This is a genomic window from Rhizobium sp. CSW-27 (genome assembly GCF_018760785.1).
Classification (GTDB): domain Bacteria; phylum Pseudomonadota; class Alphaproteobacteria; order Rhizobiales; family Rhizobiaceae; genus Neorhizobium.
In genome coordinates, this window is record NZ_JAHHZO010000005.1 from 190,129 (window position 1) to 207,000 (window position 16,872).

18 protein-coding genes are annotated in these 16,872 nt (G+C 63.4%); 13 read left to right on the plus strand and 5 right to left on the minus strand.

The window, feature by feature from the left end; translation table 11 throughout:
• Positions 1–24 precede the first annotated feature (24 nt).
• The 4 genes from KLP42_RS12265 (at position 25) to tenA (ending at position 3,368) form a co-directional block, all read left to right on the plus strand.
• Positions 25–429: a YkvA family protein gene (locus tag KLP42_RS12265; RefSeq protein ID WP_215567173.1), complete on the plus strand. Its 405-nt coding sequence runs from the start codon at positions 25–27 to the stop codon at positions 427–429.
• Between the two features lie 300 nt (positions 430–729).
• On the plus strand, positions 730–1,233 hold the full coding sequence (locus tag KLP42_RS12270; protein ID WP_215567022.1) for an invasion associated locus B family protein: 504 nt from the start codon (positions 730–732) through the stop codon (positions 1,231–1,233).
• Positions 1,234–1,459: 226 nt separating this feature from the next.
• The gene (rlmN, locus tag KLP42_RS12275; RefSeq protein ID WP_215567023.1) at positions 1,460–2,701 is read left to right on the plus strand and encodes a dual-specificity RNA methyltransferase RlmN; all 1,242 of its coding nucleotides are present in this window, start codon (positions 1,460–1,462) and stop codon (positions 2,699–2,701) included.
• Between the two features lie 4 nt (positions 2,702–2,705).
• On the plus strand, positions 2,706–3,368 hold the full coding sequence (tenA, locus tag KLP42_RS12280) for a thiaminase II (protein WP_252192947.1): 663 nt from the start codon (positions 2,706–2,708) through the stop codon (positions 3,366–3,368).
• A 25-nt stretch (positions 3,369–3,393) separates the two neighbouring features.
• Here the strand turns inward: tenA and KLP42_RS12285 are convergent, their stop codons facing one another.
• Entirely contained in the window at positions 3,394–4,035 is a 642-nt protein-coding gene (locus KLP42_RS12285; RefSeq protein WP_215567024.1) for a LysE family translocator, read from the minus strand.
• Between the two features lie 59 nt (positions 4,036–4,094).
• On the minus strand, positions 4,095–4,955 hold the full coding sequence (locus KLP42_RS12290; RefSeq protein ID WP_215567025.1) for an SDR family NAD(P)-dependent oxidoreductase: 861 nt from the start codon (positions 4,953–4,955) through the stop codon (positions 4,095–4,097).
• Positions 4,956–5,055: 100 nt separating this feature from the next.
• Here KLP42_RS12290 and KLP42_RS12295 point away from each other — a divergent pair, with 100 nt between their 5' ends.
• The 3 genes from KLP42_RS12295 to KLP42_RS12305 all read left to right on the plus strand — a co-directional run bounded on the left by KLP42_RS12295 (position 5,056) and on the right by KLP42_RS12305 (position 6,929).
• Complete coding sequence (locus KLP42_RS12295) at positions 5,056–5,301, plus strand: type II toxin-antitoxin system ParD family antitoxin (RefSeq protein ID WP_215567026.1); 246 nt, start codon at positions 5,056–5,058, stop codon at positions 5,299–5,301.
• Positions 5,298–5,588: a type II toxin-antitoxin system RelE/ParE family toxin gene (locus tag KLP42_RS12300; protein ID WP_215567027.1), complete on the plus strand. Its 291-nt coding sequence runs from the start codon at positions 5,298–5,300 to the stop codon at positions 5,586–5,588. Before KLP42_RS12295 ends, KLP42_RS12300 begins: the two co-directional genes overlap by 4 nt.
• Before the next feature lie 117 nt (positions 5,589–5,705).
• The gene (locus tag KLP42_RS12305; RefSeq protein WP_215567028.1) at positions 5,706–6,929 is read left to right on the plus strand and encodes an argininosuccinate synthase; all 1,224 of its coding nucleotides are present in this window, start codon (positions 5,706–5,708) and stop codon (positions 6,927–6,929) included.
• 65 nt (positions 6,930–6,994) lie between these two features.
• Here the strand turns inward: KLP42_RS12305 and KLP42_RS12310 are convergent, their stop codons facing one another.
• The 3 genes from KLP42_RS12310 to KLP42_RS12320 all read right to left on the minus strand — a co-directional run bounded on the left by KLP42_RS12310 (position 6,995) and on the right by KLP42_RS12320 (position 9,202).
• The gene (locus KLP42_RS12310) at positions 6,995–8,170 is read right to left on the minus strand and encodes a multidrug effflux MFS transporter (RefSeq protein ID WP_215567175.1); all 1,176 of its coding nucleotides are present in this window, start codon (positions 8,168–8,170) and stop codon (positions 6,995–6,997) included.
• 32 nt (positions 8,171–8,202) lie between these two features.
• A complete protein-coding gene (locus tag KLP42_RS12315) occupies positions 8,203–8,676 on the minus strand; it encodes a MarR family winged helix-turn-helix transcriptional regulator (protein ID WP_215567029.1) in 474 nt (157 codons plus the stop codon).
• A 103-nt stretch (positions 8,677–8,779) separates the two neighbouring features.
• A complete protein-coding gene (locus tag KLP42_RS12320) occupies positions 8,780–9,202 on the minus strand; it encodes a hypothetical protein (RefSeq protein ID WP_215567030.1) in 423 nt (140 codons plus the stop codon).
• 170 nt (positions 9,203–9,372) lie between these two features.
• Between KLP42_RS12320 and KLP42_RS12325 the strand changes: the two genes are divergently transcribed.
• The 6 genes from KLP42_RS12325 to KLP42_RS12350 all read left to right on the plus strand — a co-directional run bounded on the left by KLP42_RS12325 (position 9,373) and on the right by KLP42_RS12350 (position 16,863).
• Positions 9,373–11,466, plus strand: coding sequence for a M3 family metallopeptidase (locus KLP42_RS12325; protein WP_215567031.1), 2,094 nt, complete (start codon positions 9,373–9,375; stop codon positions 11,464–11,466).
• Positions 11,467–11,606: 140 nt separating this feature from the next.
• Positions 11,607–12,608 (plus strand): ABC transporter ATP-binding protein, encoded by a 1,002-nt coding sequence (locus KLP42_RS12330; protein WP_215567032.1) that lies wholly within the window; start codon positions 11,607–11,609, stop codon positions 12,606–12,608.
• Positions 12,605–13,399, plus strand: a complete 795-nt coding sequence (locus KLP42_RS12335; RefSeq protein WP_215567033.1) for an ABC transporter permease — start codon at positions 12,605–12,607, stop codon at positions 13,397–13,399. The genes KLP42_RS12330 and KLP42_RS12335 overlap by 4 nt, the downstream gene beginning before the upstream one ends.
• Positions 13,400–13,402: 3 nt before the next feature.
• Positions 13,403–14,203 carry an ABC transporter permease gene (locus KLP42_RS12340; protein WP_215567034.1) on the plus strand — a complete coding sequence of 267 codons (801 nt, stop codon included), beginning with the start codon at positions 13,403–13,405 and terminating at the stop codon, positions 14,201–14,203.
• A 136-nt stretch (positions 14,204–14,339) separates the two neighbouring features.
• A complete protein-coding gene (gene typA / locus KLP42_RS12345; protein WP_215567035.1) occupies positions 14,340–16,160 on the plus strand; it encodes a translational GTPase TypA in 1,821 nt (606 codons plus the stop codon).
• 196 nt (positions 16,161–16,356) lie between these two features.
• Positions 16,357–16,863 (plus strand): GNAT family N-acetyltransferase, encoded by a 507-nt coding sequence (locus tag KLP42_RS12350; protein ID WP_215567036.1) that lies wholly within the window; start codon positions 16,357–16,359, stop codon positions 16,861–16,863.
• Positions 16,864–16,872 lie beyond the last annotated feature (9 nt).

Consider the following 16,872-nt stretch of genomic DNA (forward strand, 5'->3'; position numbering starts at 1 on the left):
TGGAGGACGCCAGTGAACGACCCAGTGGACGAGGTCAAGATCGGGGAAATCCTCATGCCCGGCGATGAACAGGCCCAGGCCCGCCAGGAAGCCCGGGTGCGCCGTTCCTTCTGGCCGACGCTGAAGAAGGCGGTTCGCCACATTCCCTTCAGCCGCGATCTCGTTGCGGCCTATTATTGCGCGATGGACCCCCAGACGCCGACCCGCGTGCGCGGCGTGCTGCTGGCCGCGCTCGGCTATTTCGTCCTGCCGCTGGATTTCCTGCCCGACATGTTCGTGATGGTCGGCTTCACCGATGACGTGGCCGTGCTGGCTGCGGCCTTCCGGATGATCCAGGCGCATATCAAGGACGAGCATTACCAGGCGGCCGATCGTGCGATGACCGAGGATCCGGCAATCGATCCGTCCGCCCGTCCCGCCGCAGGCTGAGGGCGCGCTGTTCGGCCCCGCGCTTTTCGCCCGCCCGCCGCAGCGAGGCGCGGGCGAGGCCAAACTCTTGCCCAATTCATCCGCTCATTGAGGCTCTGGACGAAGATCCGGGGCCGATGCGATCCATGTCCTGTCCGGGGCTATTTCGCCTGCACCTTTCCCAGTCCGCATGCCAAACAGCCGACGATCCACCCCTGTTGACGATTTGGTAACCAGAATTAAGTCAAAGTTGAGCGGATTTCGACCACGCCCGGCTCGTGCCGTCCGGTCGGCCGTTCAATGAGAAACTGGCAGGACACAATGTTTGTAAGACAGATCGCCATCGCGTCGACCCTTTTGCTCGCCAGCACGGCATTCGCCTCGGCCCAGGCGCCCAACCTCATCGGCCAGTTCAAGAACTGGGGCGCCTATTCCTACAAGTCCGGCAACAGCACCGTCTGCTACGTGCTGTCGATGCCGACCACCAAGGAACCGGCCAGCGTGGATCATGGAGACATCTTCTTCATCGTCTCGCAGCGTCCCGGCCAGAACATTTCCTATGAGCCGCAGGCCATGATGGGTTATCCGCTGAAGGCGGATTCCAAGGTCAACGTCACGATCGACAAGAAGAACTTCGTCATGTTCGTCAAGGACAAGGCGGCCTGGGTGGAAAACGCTGCCGAGGAACCGGCACTCGTCTCCGCCATGAAGGGCGGTTCGACCATGACGGTGAAGGCCACGTCCGCCCGCGGCACCGGCACCAGCTACTCCTACTCGCTGTCCGGGCTTACGCAGGCGCTGAAGCAGATCGAAACCTGCAAGTAGGCACCGGCCTCGCATACGCTGATGAAGGCCGGCCGTTTGACCGGCCTTTTGCCGTTTGCTGGTGACGTGCGCGCCATTTGATGATAAAGGGCGCGGCAACTGCGGTCGAAACCCGCCATGGCATGCCATGGGCAACAGACCGCCCGATGCATTTCACACCAGACAGTCCGGACTGCCCCCCGGCGCTTCTGCGCCGCGACGGGCAGCCGTTGAGTGGAACCTGACCATGTCCGTTACCGAAGCCATCGCACCCGGTCTTGCCGTCAAGCAGCCCCTGGTGCCCCGTCCGGATCTGATGTCCGGCAAGCCTTCGCTGATCGGCCTGACCCGCGAGCAGATGGGCAAGGCGCTGATCGAGAAGGGCGTGCCGGAAAAGCAGGTGCGCATGCGCGTCAGCCAGCTCTGGCACTGGCTCTACATCCGCGGCGTGTCCGATTTCGACGCCATGACCAATGTGGCGAAGGACATGCGCGAGATGCTGAAGCAGCATTTCACCATTTCCCGCCCGGAAGTGGTCGAGGAACAGGTCTCCAACGACGGCACCCGCAAATGGCTGCTGCGCTTTCCGCCGCGCGGTGCCGGCCGCCCGGTCGAGGTCGAGACAGTCTACATTCCCGAGGAAGGCCGTGGCACGCTGTGCATTTCCAGCCAGGTCGGCTGTTCGCTCACCTGTTCCTTCTGTCACACGGGCACGCAGCGGCTGGTGCGCAACCTGACGGCGGAGGAGATCCTGTCCCAGCTGCTTCTGGCGCGTGACCGGCTGGGGGATTTCCCGGGCACCGATACACCGCCCGGCGCCTTTGTGCCGACGGGCGAGCGGAAGGTCACGAACATCGTCATGATGGGCATGGGCGAGCCGCTCTACAATTTCGACAATGTGAAGGACGCGCTGCTGATCGCCACCGATGGCGACGGCCTGTCGCTCTCCAAGCGTCGAGTCACCCTCTCCACGTCCGGCGTGGTGCCGGAGATCTATCGCACCGGCGACGAGATCGGCGTGATGCTGGCAATCTCGCTGCATGCAGTGCGCGACGAGTTGCGCGATATGCTGGTGCCGATCAACAAGAAATATCCGCTGAAGGAGCTGATCGAGGCCTGCCGCAACTATCCGGGTCTTTCGAATGCCCGCCGCATCACCTTCGAATATGTGATGCTGAAGGATGTCAACGACAGCCTGGAGGATGCCAAGGAACTGGTGAAGCTCCTGAAGGGCGTTCCCGCCAAGATCAACCTCATTCCGTTCAATCCCTGGCCGGGTACCAACTATCAGTGCTCCGACTGGGCGACGATCGAGAAGTTTGCCGATTTCATCAACCAGGCCGGCTATGCCTCGCCGATCCGCACCCCGCGCGGCCGCGATATTCTCGCTGCCTGCGGTCAGCTGAAGTCGGAATCGGAACGCATGCGCAAGACCGAGCGCCTGGCCTTCGAGGCGATGATGATTGCCGGCCATGGCGAGGATGACTGAGCCGATGTCTGCCCCATTCGATGCCCTGATCCGCGACAATGCGGCGGACTGGCTGGCCTACACCGAGCACCGCTTCGTGCGGGAACTGGCCGAAGGCACGTTGCCGGAGGCAGCTTTCCGACACTATCTGCAGCAGGATTACCTGTTTCTCATCCAGTTCGCCCGCGCCTGGGGCCTTGCGGTCTACAAGAGCCGCGACCTTGCCGAAATCCGGCAGGGGCTGGAGAGCCTGAAGGCGATCGTCGAGGTGGAGCTTGGCCTGCATGTCGGCTATTGCGCCAGCTGGGGTGTCGACGAGGCGGCGCTCGACGGTCTTTCCGAATCCCGAGCGACGCTTGCCTATACCCGCTATGTGCTGGATGCCGGCATGAGCGGCGATCTGGTCGATCTCCACGTGGCGCTTGCCCCCTGCATCATCGGCTATGGCGAGATCGCCCGCTGGATCCTGCAGCAGCCCTTCACCAGACGCGACGGCAATCCCTATGCCGACTGGATCGCCATGTATGCCGGCGATGAGTATCAGGCGCTGGTGGCTTCCGAACGGCAATGGCTCGATGCCCGGCTTTCGACGCTCGATGCGTCAAGAATGGCGCGCCTTTCCGTCGTCTTCCGCGATGCGACGCGGCTGGAGGCTGATTTCTGGCAGATGGGCCTCGATCTCGCCTGAGTGGCGGGCCGGGCAGCCGTGGCGCTCAGCGCGCCTGCGTCATGAAGATCTTCACGGCAAACACGGAAAAGACGCCGGCAAAGGTGTAGTCGATGCCCCGCAGCACCTTCGGATTGGCCTGCAGCCAGCGCGCCAGCCGGTCGGCGGCAAAGATCACGATGATGTTGATCGGCATGCCGACGACGATGAAGAAGAAGCCGAGGAACAGCAGCTTCTGCGTGACGGCCGGATCGCCGGCGGTGACGAATTGCGGCAGGAAGGTCATGAAGAAGATGATGACCTTGGGGTTCAGCAGGTTCACCCAGAGCCCCGTCGAGATATTGCCCCAGACCGAGCCGGAAGGCTCCGCGACCGCTTCCACCTTCAGGCTCGAACCCTGCCGCACCGCCTGGATGGCGAGAAACAGCAGATAGCCGGCGCCGCCGGTCTTCAGCAGGAAGAAGGCCGTCGGCGAGGCGGTGATCAGGGCTGACACGCCGAAGGCCACCAGCAGGGTGTGGATCATCACGCCGATCGTGGTGCCGACCACCACATAGAGCGCCCGCCGGCTGCCCTGCGACAGCGCCCGGCTGATCGACAGCGTCATGTCCGGCCCCGGCGTGATGGCCAGCAGCAGGCACATGCCGGTGAAGGTGATCAGCGTGGGCAGGCTCGGCAGGAAATCCATGATATGCCTCGGCGAATGGCGGATCGCCGAGACTTACCCTGCCTTGCCGGGCTTGCCAATCAGTCTCTTTGGCTGATGAAGGTCTTCGCCGCCTCGGCATGATCCGGATGCCAGCGCGAGAGGGGCGGACGGTTTTCGATGATGTCGCCGATCGCCCAGGCCATGCGACGCTCGTCGGTCTTGCGGTCGACGTCATTGTCCGGGCAGAGAATGTAGAAGTCGCCGCGCGCCAGGCTTTCCAGCATGAAATCCACCGTCTGTTCCGGCGTCCAGGCGCCAGCCGGCTTTTCGGTGCGGCCATGGGCGGTAAGTGACGTATAGACAAAGCCGGGGATCAGCAGGTGCGCCGAGACCTGACAGCCTTCGGTATTGCGCAAATCATGCTGCAGGGCTTCGGTAAACACCTTCACGCCGGCCTTGGCGACGTTGTAGGCCGGGTCACCGGGTGGCGTGGTAATGCCCTGCTTGGAGCCGGTATTGATGATCAGCGCCGGATCGTTATGGCCGATCATGCCGGGGCCGAAGGTGCGGGTGCCATGGATCACGCCCATGAGGTTGACGGCCAGCACATTGTCCCAGTTCGCCTGCGGCCCGAACAGTGCGCTGCCCGGCTGGATGCCGGCATTGTTCATCAGCACATGCACGCGCCCGAAGCGCTGGATGACGGCGCGCTCCAGCGCTTCCAGTTCGTCCAGCCGGGAGACATCGGTGCCGATCGCCACCACATCCGCCTCGCCGCCTGGTGAAAGATTTGCCACTTCGCGGCAGGCCTCTGCCAGTTTGTCACCCTCCAGATCGACGAGCACGACACAGAGCCCCATCCGGGCAAAGGCCTTGGCGGCGGCAAGGCCGATGCCGGAGGCGGCCCCGGTGACGACAGCCACGTGGCCCTGTTGCAGGGCGGGATGCTGATGGGTCATGGGCAAAACTCCGCGGGTTGTTTCGGTTTTTCAGGTCGCAGCGGATATGGTATCCTCGGGTCCTATCGTCAACATGACGGCTGTGGCCGGAGGATGAGGCATGGGCAGGATTGCTACGATCACCGTTCAGGGCGAACTGGCCGAATTCATGCAGCACAAGGTGAGCGTCGGGGACTACGCATCGGAAGCGGAGGTTGTCGAAGCAGCCCTCGAACTGCTGCGGGACCAAGATGGTTTGCTGGCCATCCGCGCGGCCATCGAGGAGGGCGAGGCGTCGGGCGAGCCGCAGCCGTTTGATTTCGATGCCTTCATTGAGCGGAAGCGTGCACGAAATGCATCGCGATGAAGACCCTCATCATTTCGCCGCGGGCTGCCGACGATATCGATGAAATCTACGACTACACTGAGGCTCGTTGGGGACAGGACCAGGCGGAAGATTATACCTTTGGTATTCGGCAGGCATTGCAGGATGTTTGCCGAGGGACGAAAAAAGGAAGGTCCATCAATCATATCCGCAAGGGTGCGATGTCACTGTCCTTTCGCTCCCACTACCTGATTTATCAAGAAAAGGCTGCATCGCTCATTCTCATCCGCATCCTTCACCAGCGGATGAACATCGGCCACCATCTGTGACGCTTTGGGCCCGCGCTTGCCCTTGCACGCTGCCGTAAACTCGCTAAAAGTGCCGCGATCCCAGACTTCAAGCGGCAGGTTTTGAACGGCCTGCCCTCCAGACGGAACGCAATCGATATGGCACTCCCCAAAGACGTGAAGAAAGTCGTGCTGGCCTATTCCGGCGGTCTCGACACCTCGATCATCCTGAAATGGCTCCAGACCGAACTCGGCGCGGAAGTCGTCACCTTCACCGCCGATCTCGGCCAGGGCGAGGAACTCGAGCCGGCGCGCAAGAAGGCCGAGATGCTCGGTATCAAGGAGATCTTCATCGAGGATGTGCGCGAGGAATTCGTGCGCGATTTCGTCTTCCCCATGTTCCGTGCCAATGCCGTCTATGAAGGCGTCTACCTGCTCGGCACCTCGATTGCCCGTCCGTTGATCTCCAAGCACCTGATCGAGATCGCCAGGAAGACCGGTGCAGACGCCATCGCGCATGGCGCGACCGGCAAGGGCAATGACCAGGTCCGTTTCGAGCTGTCGGCCTATGCGCTGAACCCGGATATCAAGATCATCGCCCCCTGGCGCGACTGGTCGTTCAAGAGCCGCACCGACCTGCTCGAATTTGCCGAAAAGCACCAGATCCCGGTTGCCAAGGACAAGAAGGGCGAGGCCCCCTTCTCGGTCGATGCCAACCTGCTGCACTCGTCTTCCGAGGGCAAGGTTCTGGAGGACCCCAGCCAGGAAGCCCCCGAATACGTGCACATGCGCACGATTTCGCCGGAAGCCGCCCCGGACAAGGCGACCGTCATCAAGGTCGGCTTCCGCAAGGGCGATGCCTGCTCGATCAACGGCGTCGAGATGAGCCCGGCCACGCTGCTTGCCGAACTCAACAATTATGGCCGCGACAACGGCATCGGCCGTCTCGATCTCGTCGAGAACCGCTTCGTCGGCATGAAGAGCCGCGGCGTCTACGAGACCCCCGGCGGCACGATCCTGCTCGCTGCCCACCGCGCGATCGAGAGCATCACGCTCGACCGTGGTGCCGCGCACCTGAAGGATGAGCTGATGCCGCGCTATGCGGAACTCATCTATTACGGTTTCTGGTTCTCGCCGGAACGCGAAATGCTGCAGGCGCTCATCGACAAGAGCCAGGAGAATGTCGAAGGCGAAGTGACGCTGAAGCTCTACAAGGGCAACGTCATGGTCATCGGCCGCCAGTCGGACAAGTCGCTCTATTCCGACCAGCTGGTCACCTTCGAGGACGACCAGGGCGCCTATGACCAGAAGGATGCCGCCGGCTTCATCAAGCTGAATGCGCTTCGTCTGCGCACACTCGCCAAGCGCAATCTCGGCAAGTAAGCCTGAGGGCTGGCGTCATCCGGCTGCCTCATCCGGCCCGCTCTCCTTATGGAGGGCGGGTTTTTTCATGCCCGGCGGGAGAGGTGCTGCAGCCAGAGGAAGCCCGCCACGGCCGCCAGTTCCATGCCGGGAATGATGATGCCGAAGGCCGTCAGCGGATCGCCGATCGCGGCGGCCGCCACGCCGCCCAGAAAGCCGCAACCCATCTGCAGGAAGCCGGTCAGCGCCGAGGCGGATCCCGCCACATGGGCAAAGGGAGCCAGGCTCTGCGTCACCACATGCGGCGTCAGGAAGGCGATGCCGAAGGTGCAGATCGCCACAGGCCCCATGATCGACAGGAAGAAGGGCGGTACGAAGGCCACCGACAGCGCCATGATCACGCCGCCCAGGCCGCACAGCGTGATGCCGATCTCGGCAGCACGCTGTCCGCTGATGCGGGCGGCCACCATCTTCAGCGTCAGCGAGCCCAGGAGATAGAAGCCGGACTGCATCAGCATGCCGATCCCGAACGCGGTCGGCGTCAGGCCGACACGGTTGATCAGCACGAAGGGCAGCATGGTCGATTGCGCGTAAAGCGCGCCGATCGAGCCGCTGAGCACGACGGCACTCGCCAGGAACTGGCGGTTTTGAGCCACCTCCGCATAGGCGCGCATCAGCCGGGCGGGCTTCAGGCGGCGGACATCGGGAATGATGGTTTCCCGCATCAGGAAGATCGTGCTGGCGGCGGCGAGCAGCCCGAAGCCGACCATCAGCAGGAACACCGCATGCCAGCTGAAGGCGGCAAGCGTCAGTCCGCCGAGCGTCGGACCCATGGCCGGACCGACCGCCAGGAAGATGCCGATGGTGTTGAGAATGCGTGCGGCTTCCGGGCCGACATAAAGGTCGCGCACGATCGCCCGCCCCACGACGACACCGACCGAGGCGCCGATGCCCTGGATCAGGCGGGCGGCGAGAATGATCTCCACCGACGGCGCGAGTGCCGCCATGGCCGAGCCGAGGAGATAGATGGCAAGGAAGGCCAGCGTCGCGACCTTGCGTCCCAGCGCATCCGATAGCGGCCCCGCCATCAGCTGCGCAAGGGCAAAGCCGCCGAAGAACATCGACAGGCTCATCTTGACCGCCGCCTCCGTTGTGCCGAAGGCATGTACCAGTTCCGGCATGGCGGGCGTGTAGATCGCCATCGAAATGGGGCCAAGCGTCGTCAGCAGCGCACCGAGAAAGGTGGTCCGGCCCTCGCTCATGCGGGATGGCCGGGGCGCCGCCGGATCGGGTGTCAGGAGCATGGCGCGGCTTCCGGCAGGGTGAGCGCATCGGTCTGCAGATTGCCGCTGACCCGCTGCAGCGCGCGGTTGAGCATGCGGGCCTCCTCCGGTGACATGCCGGCGGTCGCGACGGCAAGAACCACATCGAGTTCCTGCCGCAGGGTCTCGATCAGAGGCTCGCAGGCCGCCGTCAACGTCACGCGCTTGGCGCGGCGGTCGGCGGGGTCCGGCTGGCGGTCGATGAGGCCGAGCCCCTGCAGCTTGTCGAGGAAGGTGCAGACCGTCATGGGTTCGATGCCCATGCGGGCCGCCAGCTCCAGCTGCCGACAGTCGCCGAGCGCCTGGATGTTGAGAAGCGTGCGCGCCTCCGCCGGCGTGATGCCGAGGCCGGCCTGGGCAATGCGCCGCTCGAAGGCGCTGCGCAACAGGCGTGCGGCATCCGTCAGGAGAAAGCCGAGACTGTCGTGATGGGTCTGGGGGTGCATGATACCGTGCCGGTTGATAAGGCACCCTTACTATCATTCTGCGGTCAGGCAAACCGCAAAGCGACGTTGTGCACCATCCGGACGGGGAAAAGCGCGCAGGCGCTCAGGCGCGGATGAAATTGAGGACCGAATCGAAGGTCGCCGCCCTGTCCTCGTCGCCCAGCGACGCCGCCAGCACCTTCTGGTTCTGGAAATAGCGGCGGAAATCGAATTCGGTGTCATCGGTCACGTCGGAAAGATCCTCGACGGCTCCGGAGGCATCCACCGCCTGCATCGGCAATTCCTGCGCCAGTGCGATATAGACATCTTGTTCGATGTCGCCCGCGATATATTTCTGAAGGGCAAGTTCCCGCAGGAGGCGGGGAGAGATGGCTGAAAAATCCGGTGCCTGGCGCTGAACGTCCGGCAGATCGAAAACGGGTCTCGTTTCCGTTCGTATGGGGAACAGGGCTTTTTCGATCCTGGTATTGCGAGCGTGCTCCCGATGGAGCAAGCTGCCGGACCAGTGCAGGGAACTCATTTCCACGGCCAGTATCCACCTCATTGGATAGTGTCCCCGAACATACCCGAGGCTCGCAAGTGGTCAATTATTAATAATCAGCTAATACTTCTTGTATTCCAGCGGCTTTACCCCTGCGCGAAGGCCACCGACCGCCATGGCGATGGCAGACCCAAACAGCTCTAGAGGACAGTGACATGACAGTGCATTCGAAGATCAAACCGGCGCTTGTGGAATGGAGCGGCAGAAACGGCCTGCCGCAGTTCGACGAGGTGCGGGATGAGGATTTCGCAGCCGCGTTCGATGCGGCGCTGGCGCTGCATGACGCTGAAATCCTTGCGATTTCCGGCAACCCTGAGATGCCGGACTTCGACAACACCATCACCGCTCTGGAGATTGCCGGCGACGAGCTGTCGCGGATCTCCGCCCTGTTCTGGAACCGCGCCGGGGCCCATACCAATGAGGTGATCCAGGCTCTGGAGCGCGAGATCGCGCCGAAGATGTCGCGCCATTATTCGCAGATCGCCATGAACGCGGTGCTGTTTGCCCGCGTCGATGCGCTCTGGGAAAAGCGCGACGCACTCGATCTGACGCTGGAGCAGACGCGCGTGCTGGAGCGCCACTGGAAGGGTTTCGTGCGCGCGGGCGCCAAGCTCAGCCGCGAGGATCAGGAGCGGCTGGCCACGATCAACGAGACGCTGGCCGGGCTTGGCGCGCGTTTCGGCCAGAACGTGCTGGCGGATGAGAAGAACTGGTCGCTGATCCTGACGGACGAAGAGGAGCTTGCGGGACTGCCGTCCTTCCTGCGCGATGCGATGGCCTCTGCGGCCCGTGACCGCGGTGCGGCGGATGGCAGCTATGCCGTCACCCTGTCGCGCTCGATCATCGAGCCCTTCCTGACCTTCTCCAGCCGCCGCGACCTGCGCGAACGGGCCTTTGCCGCCTGGGTGAAACGCGGCGCCAATGGTGGCGAGACCGACAATATCGAGATCGTCAGGCAGACGCTGGCGCTGCGCTTCGAAAAGGCGCAACTGCTCGGCTACGAGAATTTCGCCGCCTACAAGCTCGACGACACCATGGCCAAGACGCCGGCCAATGTGAACGGCCTCCTGATGAAGGTGTGGGCCAAGGCCCGCACCCGGGCGCTGGAGGAGGAGGCCTCGCTTGCCGGCCTGATGGCGGAGGAGGGGATCAACGGCCCCGTCCAGCCCTGGGACTGGCGTTACTATGCCGAAAAGCTGCGCGAGCGGATGTTCGATTTCTCCGAATCCGAGCTGAAGCCCTATCTGCAGCTGGAAAAGATCATCGAGGCCTGCTTCGACGTGGCGAACCGCCTGTTCGGCGTCACGCTGACCGAGGTGAAGGGCGTTCCCGCCTATCATCCGGACGTGCGCGTCTTCGAGGTGCGCGATGAGAACGGCAGGCTGAAGGCGATGTTCCTCGGCGATTACTTTGCCCGATCCTCCAAGCGCTCCGGCGCCTGGATGAGCTCCTTCCAGAGCCAGCACCGGCTGACATTGAAGAACGGCGCCGAAGGCGAACTGCCGATCATCTACAATGTCTGCAACTTTGCGAAACCCGCAGAGGGCAAGCCGGCCCTGCTGTCGCTGGATGATGCCCGCACGCTGTTTCACGAATTTGGCCACGGCCTGCATGGCATGCTGTCGGATGTAACCTATCCCTCGGTCTCCGGCACGGGTGTCTCGCGCGATTTCGTCGAACTGCCCTCGCAGCTTTACGAACACTGGCTGACGGTGCCGGAAATCCTCACCCGCTATGCCGTGCATTACGAAACCGGGGAACCGATGCCGAAGCCACTGCTCGACAAGGTTCTGGCGGCCCGCACCTTCAATGCCGGCTTCAACACCGTTGAGTTCACTTCGTCGGCACTGGTCGACATGGCCTTCCACACCCGCGGCCCGGTCGAGGATCCCATGGCCGTGCAGGCGCAGGTGCTGGACGAGATCGGCCTGCCCGCCTCCATCGTCATGCGCCATGCCACGCCGCATTTCCAGCATGTCTTCTCCGGCGACGGTTATTCGGCCGGCTACTATTCCTACATGTGGTCGGAAGTGCTGGATGCCGATGCCTTCGCGGCCTTCGAGGAAAGCGGCAATCCCTTCGATCCGGTCATGGCGCGCAAGTTGAAGAACAACATCTATTCGGTCGGCGGAGCGATCGATCCGGAGGATGCCTATCTCGCCTTCCGCGGCAAGCTGCCGGATCCGCAGGCCATGCTGAAGAAGAAGGGGCTTGCCATGATGGAGGAACTGGCCGGCAGCGACGCCTGAGGACGCACCGGGCATTCCGGGCCGGAATGTGATCCATCAAATGTGATCCATCACAAGAAGTGGCGGGCAAAGCGAGCGGGTGTCGCATAAGCTTCATGCGACTCTCCTAGTGGGGAGTTCCTTTCCAAGGACACCCCGCCATGGCCCCCATCATCAGCGCCCAGCATGTCGCCAAGATCTTTCGCCAGCGGGTGCGCCGGCCCGGCCTGTTCGGCGGCCTGCACGATCTCGTCGCTCCTGTCACGCGGCCGGTAAGCGCGGTCGATGGCATTTCCTTTGCCATCGAGGCGGGGGAGGCGGTCGGCTATCTCGGCCCGAACGGCGCCGGCAAGTCGACGATGATCAAGATGCTGACCGGCATCCTGGCCCCGTCGTCCGGCGCGGTGACGGTGCTCGGCCGTCATCCGCAGGCGAACCGGGTGGAGAACGCCCGCCAGATCGGCGTGGTCTTCGGCCAGCGCACCCAGTTGTGGTGGGAGCTGCCGCTGTCGGAAAGCTTCGAGCTGCACCGGCGCATGTACCGCGTACCGTCCGAGGTCTTCGCCCGCAATCGCGCCGACCTCAGCGAGATGATGGGGCTTGCCTCCTTCCTGGAGCGGCCGGTGCGGCACCTGAGCCTCGGCCAGCGCATGCGCGCCGAGATTGCCATGGCGCTGATGCATGATCCGAAGATCCTCTTCCTCGACGAGCCGACCATCGGCCTCGACGTGGTCGCCAAGGACGTGGTGCGCAAGTTCCTCTCGCGCATCAACCGCGAACGCGGCACCACGATCATCCTCACCACCCATGACCTGCAGGACATCGAGGAGATCTGCCCCCGCCTGATCATGGTGGACGAGGGCAAGCTGCTGTTCGATGGCGCCGTGGGGGAGTTGCGCGCCCGGTTCGGGGCGCGGCGTCGCCTCGTTCTGGAGTTCGTCCGCGAGCCCGCCTTCGTGCGGCTCGCCGATGCCGAGCCCGATGGCGGCGAGGGGCATGTGCGCCACTTCCTGCTGAACGATGACGGCCGCTCGCTGGTGGAACTGCTGGCAGCGCTTCAGGCCGATGCGGACCTGCGCGATGTGCGGCTGCACGAGCCGGGTATCGAGGAGATCATCCGCACCCATTACCAGAGAAGGATCGAGACGGGGAGGGCGGCATGAGCGCCTTCCTTGCCCTCATCCGCGCCGCCTTCCGCCGCGAGGCCGAGCATCGCTCCCGCAACATCATCCGCATCCTCGGCGGTCTCGTCGAAATCCTCGCCCGCATTTCCATCTGGCAGGCGGCCTTTGGCGCGCATCCCTCTCTCTACGGCATCACGCTCTCGCAGATGATCACCTATGCGCTGATCGGCGGCACGGTTCTCTCCAGCTGGGATGCCACCATGATCGTGCGCGATGTCGGCGCGACGATCCGCACCGGCGCCATCGGCAGCTCGCTGCTGAGGCCGGTCGGCTATCCGCTGATGCTGCTGGCCGAGCAGCTCGGCGTGCGCTTCTTCGACTGGCTGCTGGTCTCGGCGCCCGTCATCGTCATCATGGGCCTGATCTACGGCATCGAGCCGCCGGCAAGCCTCGGCCATGCGCTGCTGTTTCTCGGCCATGTGGTGGTATCGCTTGCCATTCTGATGACGACGGCGATCCTCATCGGCCTTCTGTCCTTCTGGGTCTTCGATGCGCATTCGCTGGAATGGTTCATGCGCGGCCTGCTGGCGGTGCTTTCCGGCGGGCTGGTGCCGATCTGGTTCTTTCCGAGCGGATTTGCGCAGGTGGCGCATGCGCTGCCCTTCTCCTGGATCACCTATCAGCCGATGGCGGTCTATCTCGGCGAGCGCGATCTGGCGGCCTCCGCGCTGTCGCTTGCCGCCGGCAGCGGTTGGGCCGTGGTGCTCGGCCTTGGCGTCGCCTTCGTCTGGTCGCGGGCCTGCGGGCAGGTCGTGGTGCAGGGAGGCTGAAGAATGCGCGAAACGCTGTCGCTGCTTGTCTATCTCGTCCGGCTCAGGGTGCGCACCCGGCTGGAATTCCGGGCCAGCCTGGTGATCGCCTGGGTGGCACAGGCTTTCGGTTATGCCGGCGTCTTCACGCAGATCTGGCTGATCCTCACCCGCTTCGAGAACGTCGGCGGCTGGACCTGGCCGCAGATGGCGCTGCTGCTCGGCTTCCACACGCTCGGCTATGCGCTCGGCGCCTGCTTCACGCTGGTGCAGCTGAGGCGCATGGAGGAAATCGTGCTGGGTGGTGAATTCGACACGCTGCTGGTCCGGCCGCTGAACCCCTGGGCCTATCTGGTCTTTTCCGGCTTCAACATCGAATATGGCGGTCATGTCGTGCTGGGGGCCGGGTTGATTGCCTGGGCGCTGCCGCAGCTCTCCATCGTGTGGACGCCCGAGGCCCTTGTCCTTTTCGGGGGCGGCCTTGTCAGTGCGGCGCTGATCACCGCCTCGATGATCACCATCATCGGTGCCTGTGCCATGCTGCTTGGCCGGGCGCGCTACCTGTTCGGCATCTATTTCGATTTCTGGGAGCTGTCGCGTTATCCGGCCAGCATTTTCGCGGCCCCCTTCCAGATCGCGCTGCTCTCCGTCATTCCGCTGGCCTACATGGCCTATGTGCCGGTTTCGGTGCTGCTTGCGCGGCCGGTGCCCTATCTGGGCGCCGCTGCGGAGATGGCGGCTCTTGCGGCCGGCCCGCTTTCCGTCATCGTGGCCGCCGCCTTCTGGCGGTTCTGCCTCGATCGCTACCAGGGCGGCGGCGGATGATGCGTCCTGCAACCCCGCCCTTTAACCGTGCGTTCAGCCGCCCCCTTTCGCAAATGCGAAAAACAGGGTATGAGCGCGCCAACGAAATTTGGCGCGTAGAGCTCCCGGCGTGCGCCACAGCCCCAGAGAAACCGATATGGCACTTCGCAACATCGCGATCATCGCGCACGTTGACCATGGAAAAACGACCCTCGTCGACGAACTTCTGAAGCAGTCCGGCTCGTTCCGCGAAAACCAGCGCGTTGCAGAACGCGTCATGGATTCGAACGACCTCGAAAAGGAACGCGGCATCACCATTCTCGCCAAGGCCACCTCGGTGGAGTGGAAGGGTGTGCGCATCAACATCGTCGACACCCCCGGCCACGCCGACTTCGGCGGCGAAGTCGAGCGTATCCTCTCGATGGTGGATGGCGCGATCGTTCTCGTCGATTCCTCTGAAGGCCCGATGCCGCAGACCAAGTTCGTGGTCTCCAAGGCGCTCAAGGTCGGTCTTCGCCCGATCGTCGCGATCAACAAGATCGACCGTCCGGACGGCCGTCATGAGGAAGTGATCAACGAGGTCTTCGACCTCTTCGCCAACCTCGACGCCACCGACGAGCAGCTCGACTTCCCGATCCTCTACGGTTCGGGCCGCGATGGCTGGATGAACGTCAGCCCGGAAGGTCCGAAGGAAGAAGGCCTTGCGCCGCTTCTCGATCTCGTCCTGAAGCACGTGCCGGAGCCGACGGTCGAAGAAGGCCCGTTCCGCATGATCGGCACGATCCTGGAAGCCAACAACTTCCTCGGCCGCATCATCACCGGCCGCATCGCCTCCGGTTCGATCAAGCCGAACCAGGCCGTCAAGGTTCTGGGCCAGGATGGCAAGACCATCGAAACCGGCCGTATTTCCAAGATCCTCGCCTTCCGCGGCATTGAGCGTACGGCGATCGAAGAAGCGCATGCGGGCGATATCGTTGCGATCGCCGGTCTCTCCAAGGGTACCGTTGCCGATACCTTCTGTGACCCCTCCGTCACCGAAGCCATGACCGCGCAGCCGATCGACCCGCCGACGGTCACCATGTCCTTCATCGTCAACGACAGCCCGCTGGCTGGCACCGAAGGCGACAAGGTGACGAGCCGCGTTATCCGCGACCGTCTGTTCAAGGAAGCCGAAGGCAACGTCGCGCTCAAGATCGAGGAAGCCGAAGGCAAGGATTCGTTCTTCGTGTCCGGCCGCGGCGAACTCCAGCTCGCCGTTCTGATCGAAACCATGCGCCGCGAAGGTTTCGAACTTGCCGTGTCGCGTCCGCGCGTCGTCATGCACAAGGACGAGACGACCGGTGAAACGATGGAGCCGATCGAGGAAGTCGTCATCGACGTCGATGAGGAACATTCCGGCGTCGTCGTGCAGAAGATGTCCGAACGTAAGGCCGAAATGACGGAACTGCGCCCCTCCGGCGGCAACCGCGTGCGCCTGAAGTTCCTGGCACCGACCCGCGGCCTCATCGGTTATCAGTCGGAACTCCTGACCGATACCCGCGGCACGGCGATCATGAACCGCCTGTTCCACAGCTACCAGCCGTTCAAGGGCGCGATCGCCGGCCGCAACAACGGCGTTCTCCTGTCGAACGGTTCGGGCGAGGCTGTCGCCTATGCCATGTTCAACCTGGAAGACCGTGGCCCGATGATCATCGAGCCGGGTGAAAAGGTCTATCAGGGCATGATCATCGGCATCCACTCCCGCGATAACGACCTCGAAGTCAACGTTTTGAAGGGCAAGCAGCTCACCAACATCCGCGCCGCCGGCAAGGATGAAGCCGTGAAGCTCACCCCGCCGATCCGCATGACGCTCGACCGCGCGCTCTCCTGGATCCAGGACGACGAGCTGATGGAAGTCACGCCGAAGTCGATCCGTCTGCGCAAGATGTATCTCGACCCGAACGATCGCAAGCGCTTCGAAAAGTCGCGCGTCGCCTGATCTGTCAGAGTGATCCTTGAAAAAGCCCCGGCAAAATCCGGGGCTTTTTTTGTGTGCGCCGCTTTGCCGGCGGGCTTGTTCGCCAGATTAAAAAAGCGTTAACTTTGGAACGCGGCGACACGCAGGACGTTCGTGGGCCGCACCGTCGTTCCCCCGTGGAATGATGGAGGGGCGGCGACTGGTTCAGAGTGGTGTCATGAAGACATTGTCCATCGAGGTGCGGCGAGCCGAGCCGCTGGATGCAGCCGAGGTGTCCGAGGTTCACCGCGAAGCCTGGCGCCAGGCCTATGCGGGGCTTATCCCGCACCGCCCGCTGACCGAGATGCTGGAGCGGCGCGGCGAGACCTGGTGGCGACGCGCGGCTCGCGGGCCGGCAACGCTTCTCGTCCTCGATGTCGCCGGCACGATCGCCGGCTATGCCACCATCGGGCTGAACCGCGCGCGGGCCCTGCCGCAGGATGGCGAGATCTACGAGATCTACCTGCGTCCCGAATTCCAGGGCATCGGGCTTGGCCGCCGCCTGTTCGGCGAGGCGCGGCGCCTGCTCAAGTCGCTGGGCTGCAACGGGCTTGTGGTCTGGTGCCTGGAAGACAGCGAACATGCCATCCGCTTCTTCCGCCGGCATGGCGGGCTCGATCTCGCGGAGGGCATGGAGGATTTCGCCGACGTGCGCCTGCGCAAGATCGGTTTCGTCTGGCCCTGATCACGGCGT

Bases quoted from the DNA above. Each gene is read 5' to 3' on its own strand.
- KLP42_RS12270 (WP_215567022.1), top strand. From the start codon at position 730: ATGTTTGTAAGACAGATCGCCATCGCGTCGACCCTTTTGCTCGCCAGC.
- rlmN (WP_215567023.1), top strand. From the start codon at position 1,460: ATGTCCGTTACCGAAGCCATCGCACCCGGTCTTGCCGTCAAGCAGCCC.
- tenA (WP_252192947.1), top strand. From the start codon at position 2,706: ATGTCTGCCCCATTCGATGCCCTGATCCGCGACAATGCGGCGGACTGG.
- KLP42_RS12285 (WP_215567024.1), bottom strand. From the start codon at position 4,035: ATGGATTTCCTGCCGAGCCTGCCCACGCTGATCACCTTCACCGGCATG.
- KLP42_RS12290 (WP_215567025.1), bottom strand. From the start codon at position 4,955: ATGACCCATCAGCATCCCGCCCTGCAACAGGGCCACGTGGCTGTCGTC.
- KLP42_RS12295 (WP_215567026.1), top strand. From the start codon at position 5,056: ATGGGCAGGATTGCTACGATCACCGTTCAGGGCGAACTGGCCGAATTC.
- KLP42_RS12300 (WP_215567027.1), top strand. From the start codon at position 5,298: ATGAAGACCCTCATCATTTCGCCGCGGGCTGCCGACGATATCGATGAA.
- KLP42_RS12305 (WP_215567028.1), top strand. From the start codon at position 5,706: ATGGCACTCCCCAAAGACGTGAAGAAAGTCGTGCTGGCCTATTCCGGC.
- KLP42_RS12310 (WP_215567175.1), bottom strand. From the start codon at position 8,170: ATGAGCGAGGGCCGGACCACCTTTCTCGGTGCGCTGCTGACGACGCTT.
- KLP42_RS12315 (WP_215567029.1), bottom strand. From the start codon at position 8,676: ATGCACCCCCAGACCCATCACGACAGTCTCGGCTTTCTCCTGACGGAT.
- KLP42_RS12325 (WP_215567031.1), top strand. From the start codon at position 9,373: ATGACAGTGCATTCGAAGATCAAACCGGCGCTTGTGGAATGGAGCGGC.
- KLP42_RS12330 (WP_215567032.1), top strand. From the start codon at position 11,607: ATGGCCCCCATCATCAGCGCCCAGCATGTCGCCAAGATCTTTCGCCAG.
- KLP42_RS12335 (WP_215567033.1), top strand. From the start codon at position 12,605: ATGAGCGCCTTCCTTGCCCTCATCCGCGCCGCCTTCCGCCGCGAGGCC.
- KLP42_RS12340 (WP_215567034.1), top strand. From the start codon at position 13,403: ATGCGCGAAACGCTGTCGCTGCTTGTCTATCTCGTCCGGCTCAGGGTG.
- typA (WP_215567035.1), top strand. From the start codon at position 14,340: ATGGCACTTCGCAACATCGCGATCATCGCGCACGTTGACCATGGAAAA.
- KLP42_RS12350 (WP_215567036.1), top strand. From the start codon at position 16,357: ATGAAGACATTGTCCATCGAGGTGCGGCGAGCCGAGCCGCTGGATGCA.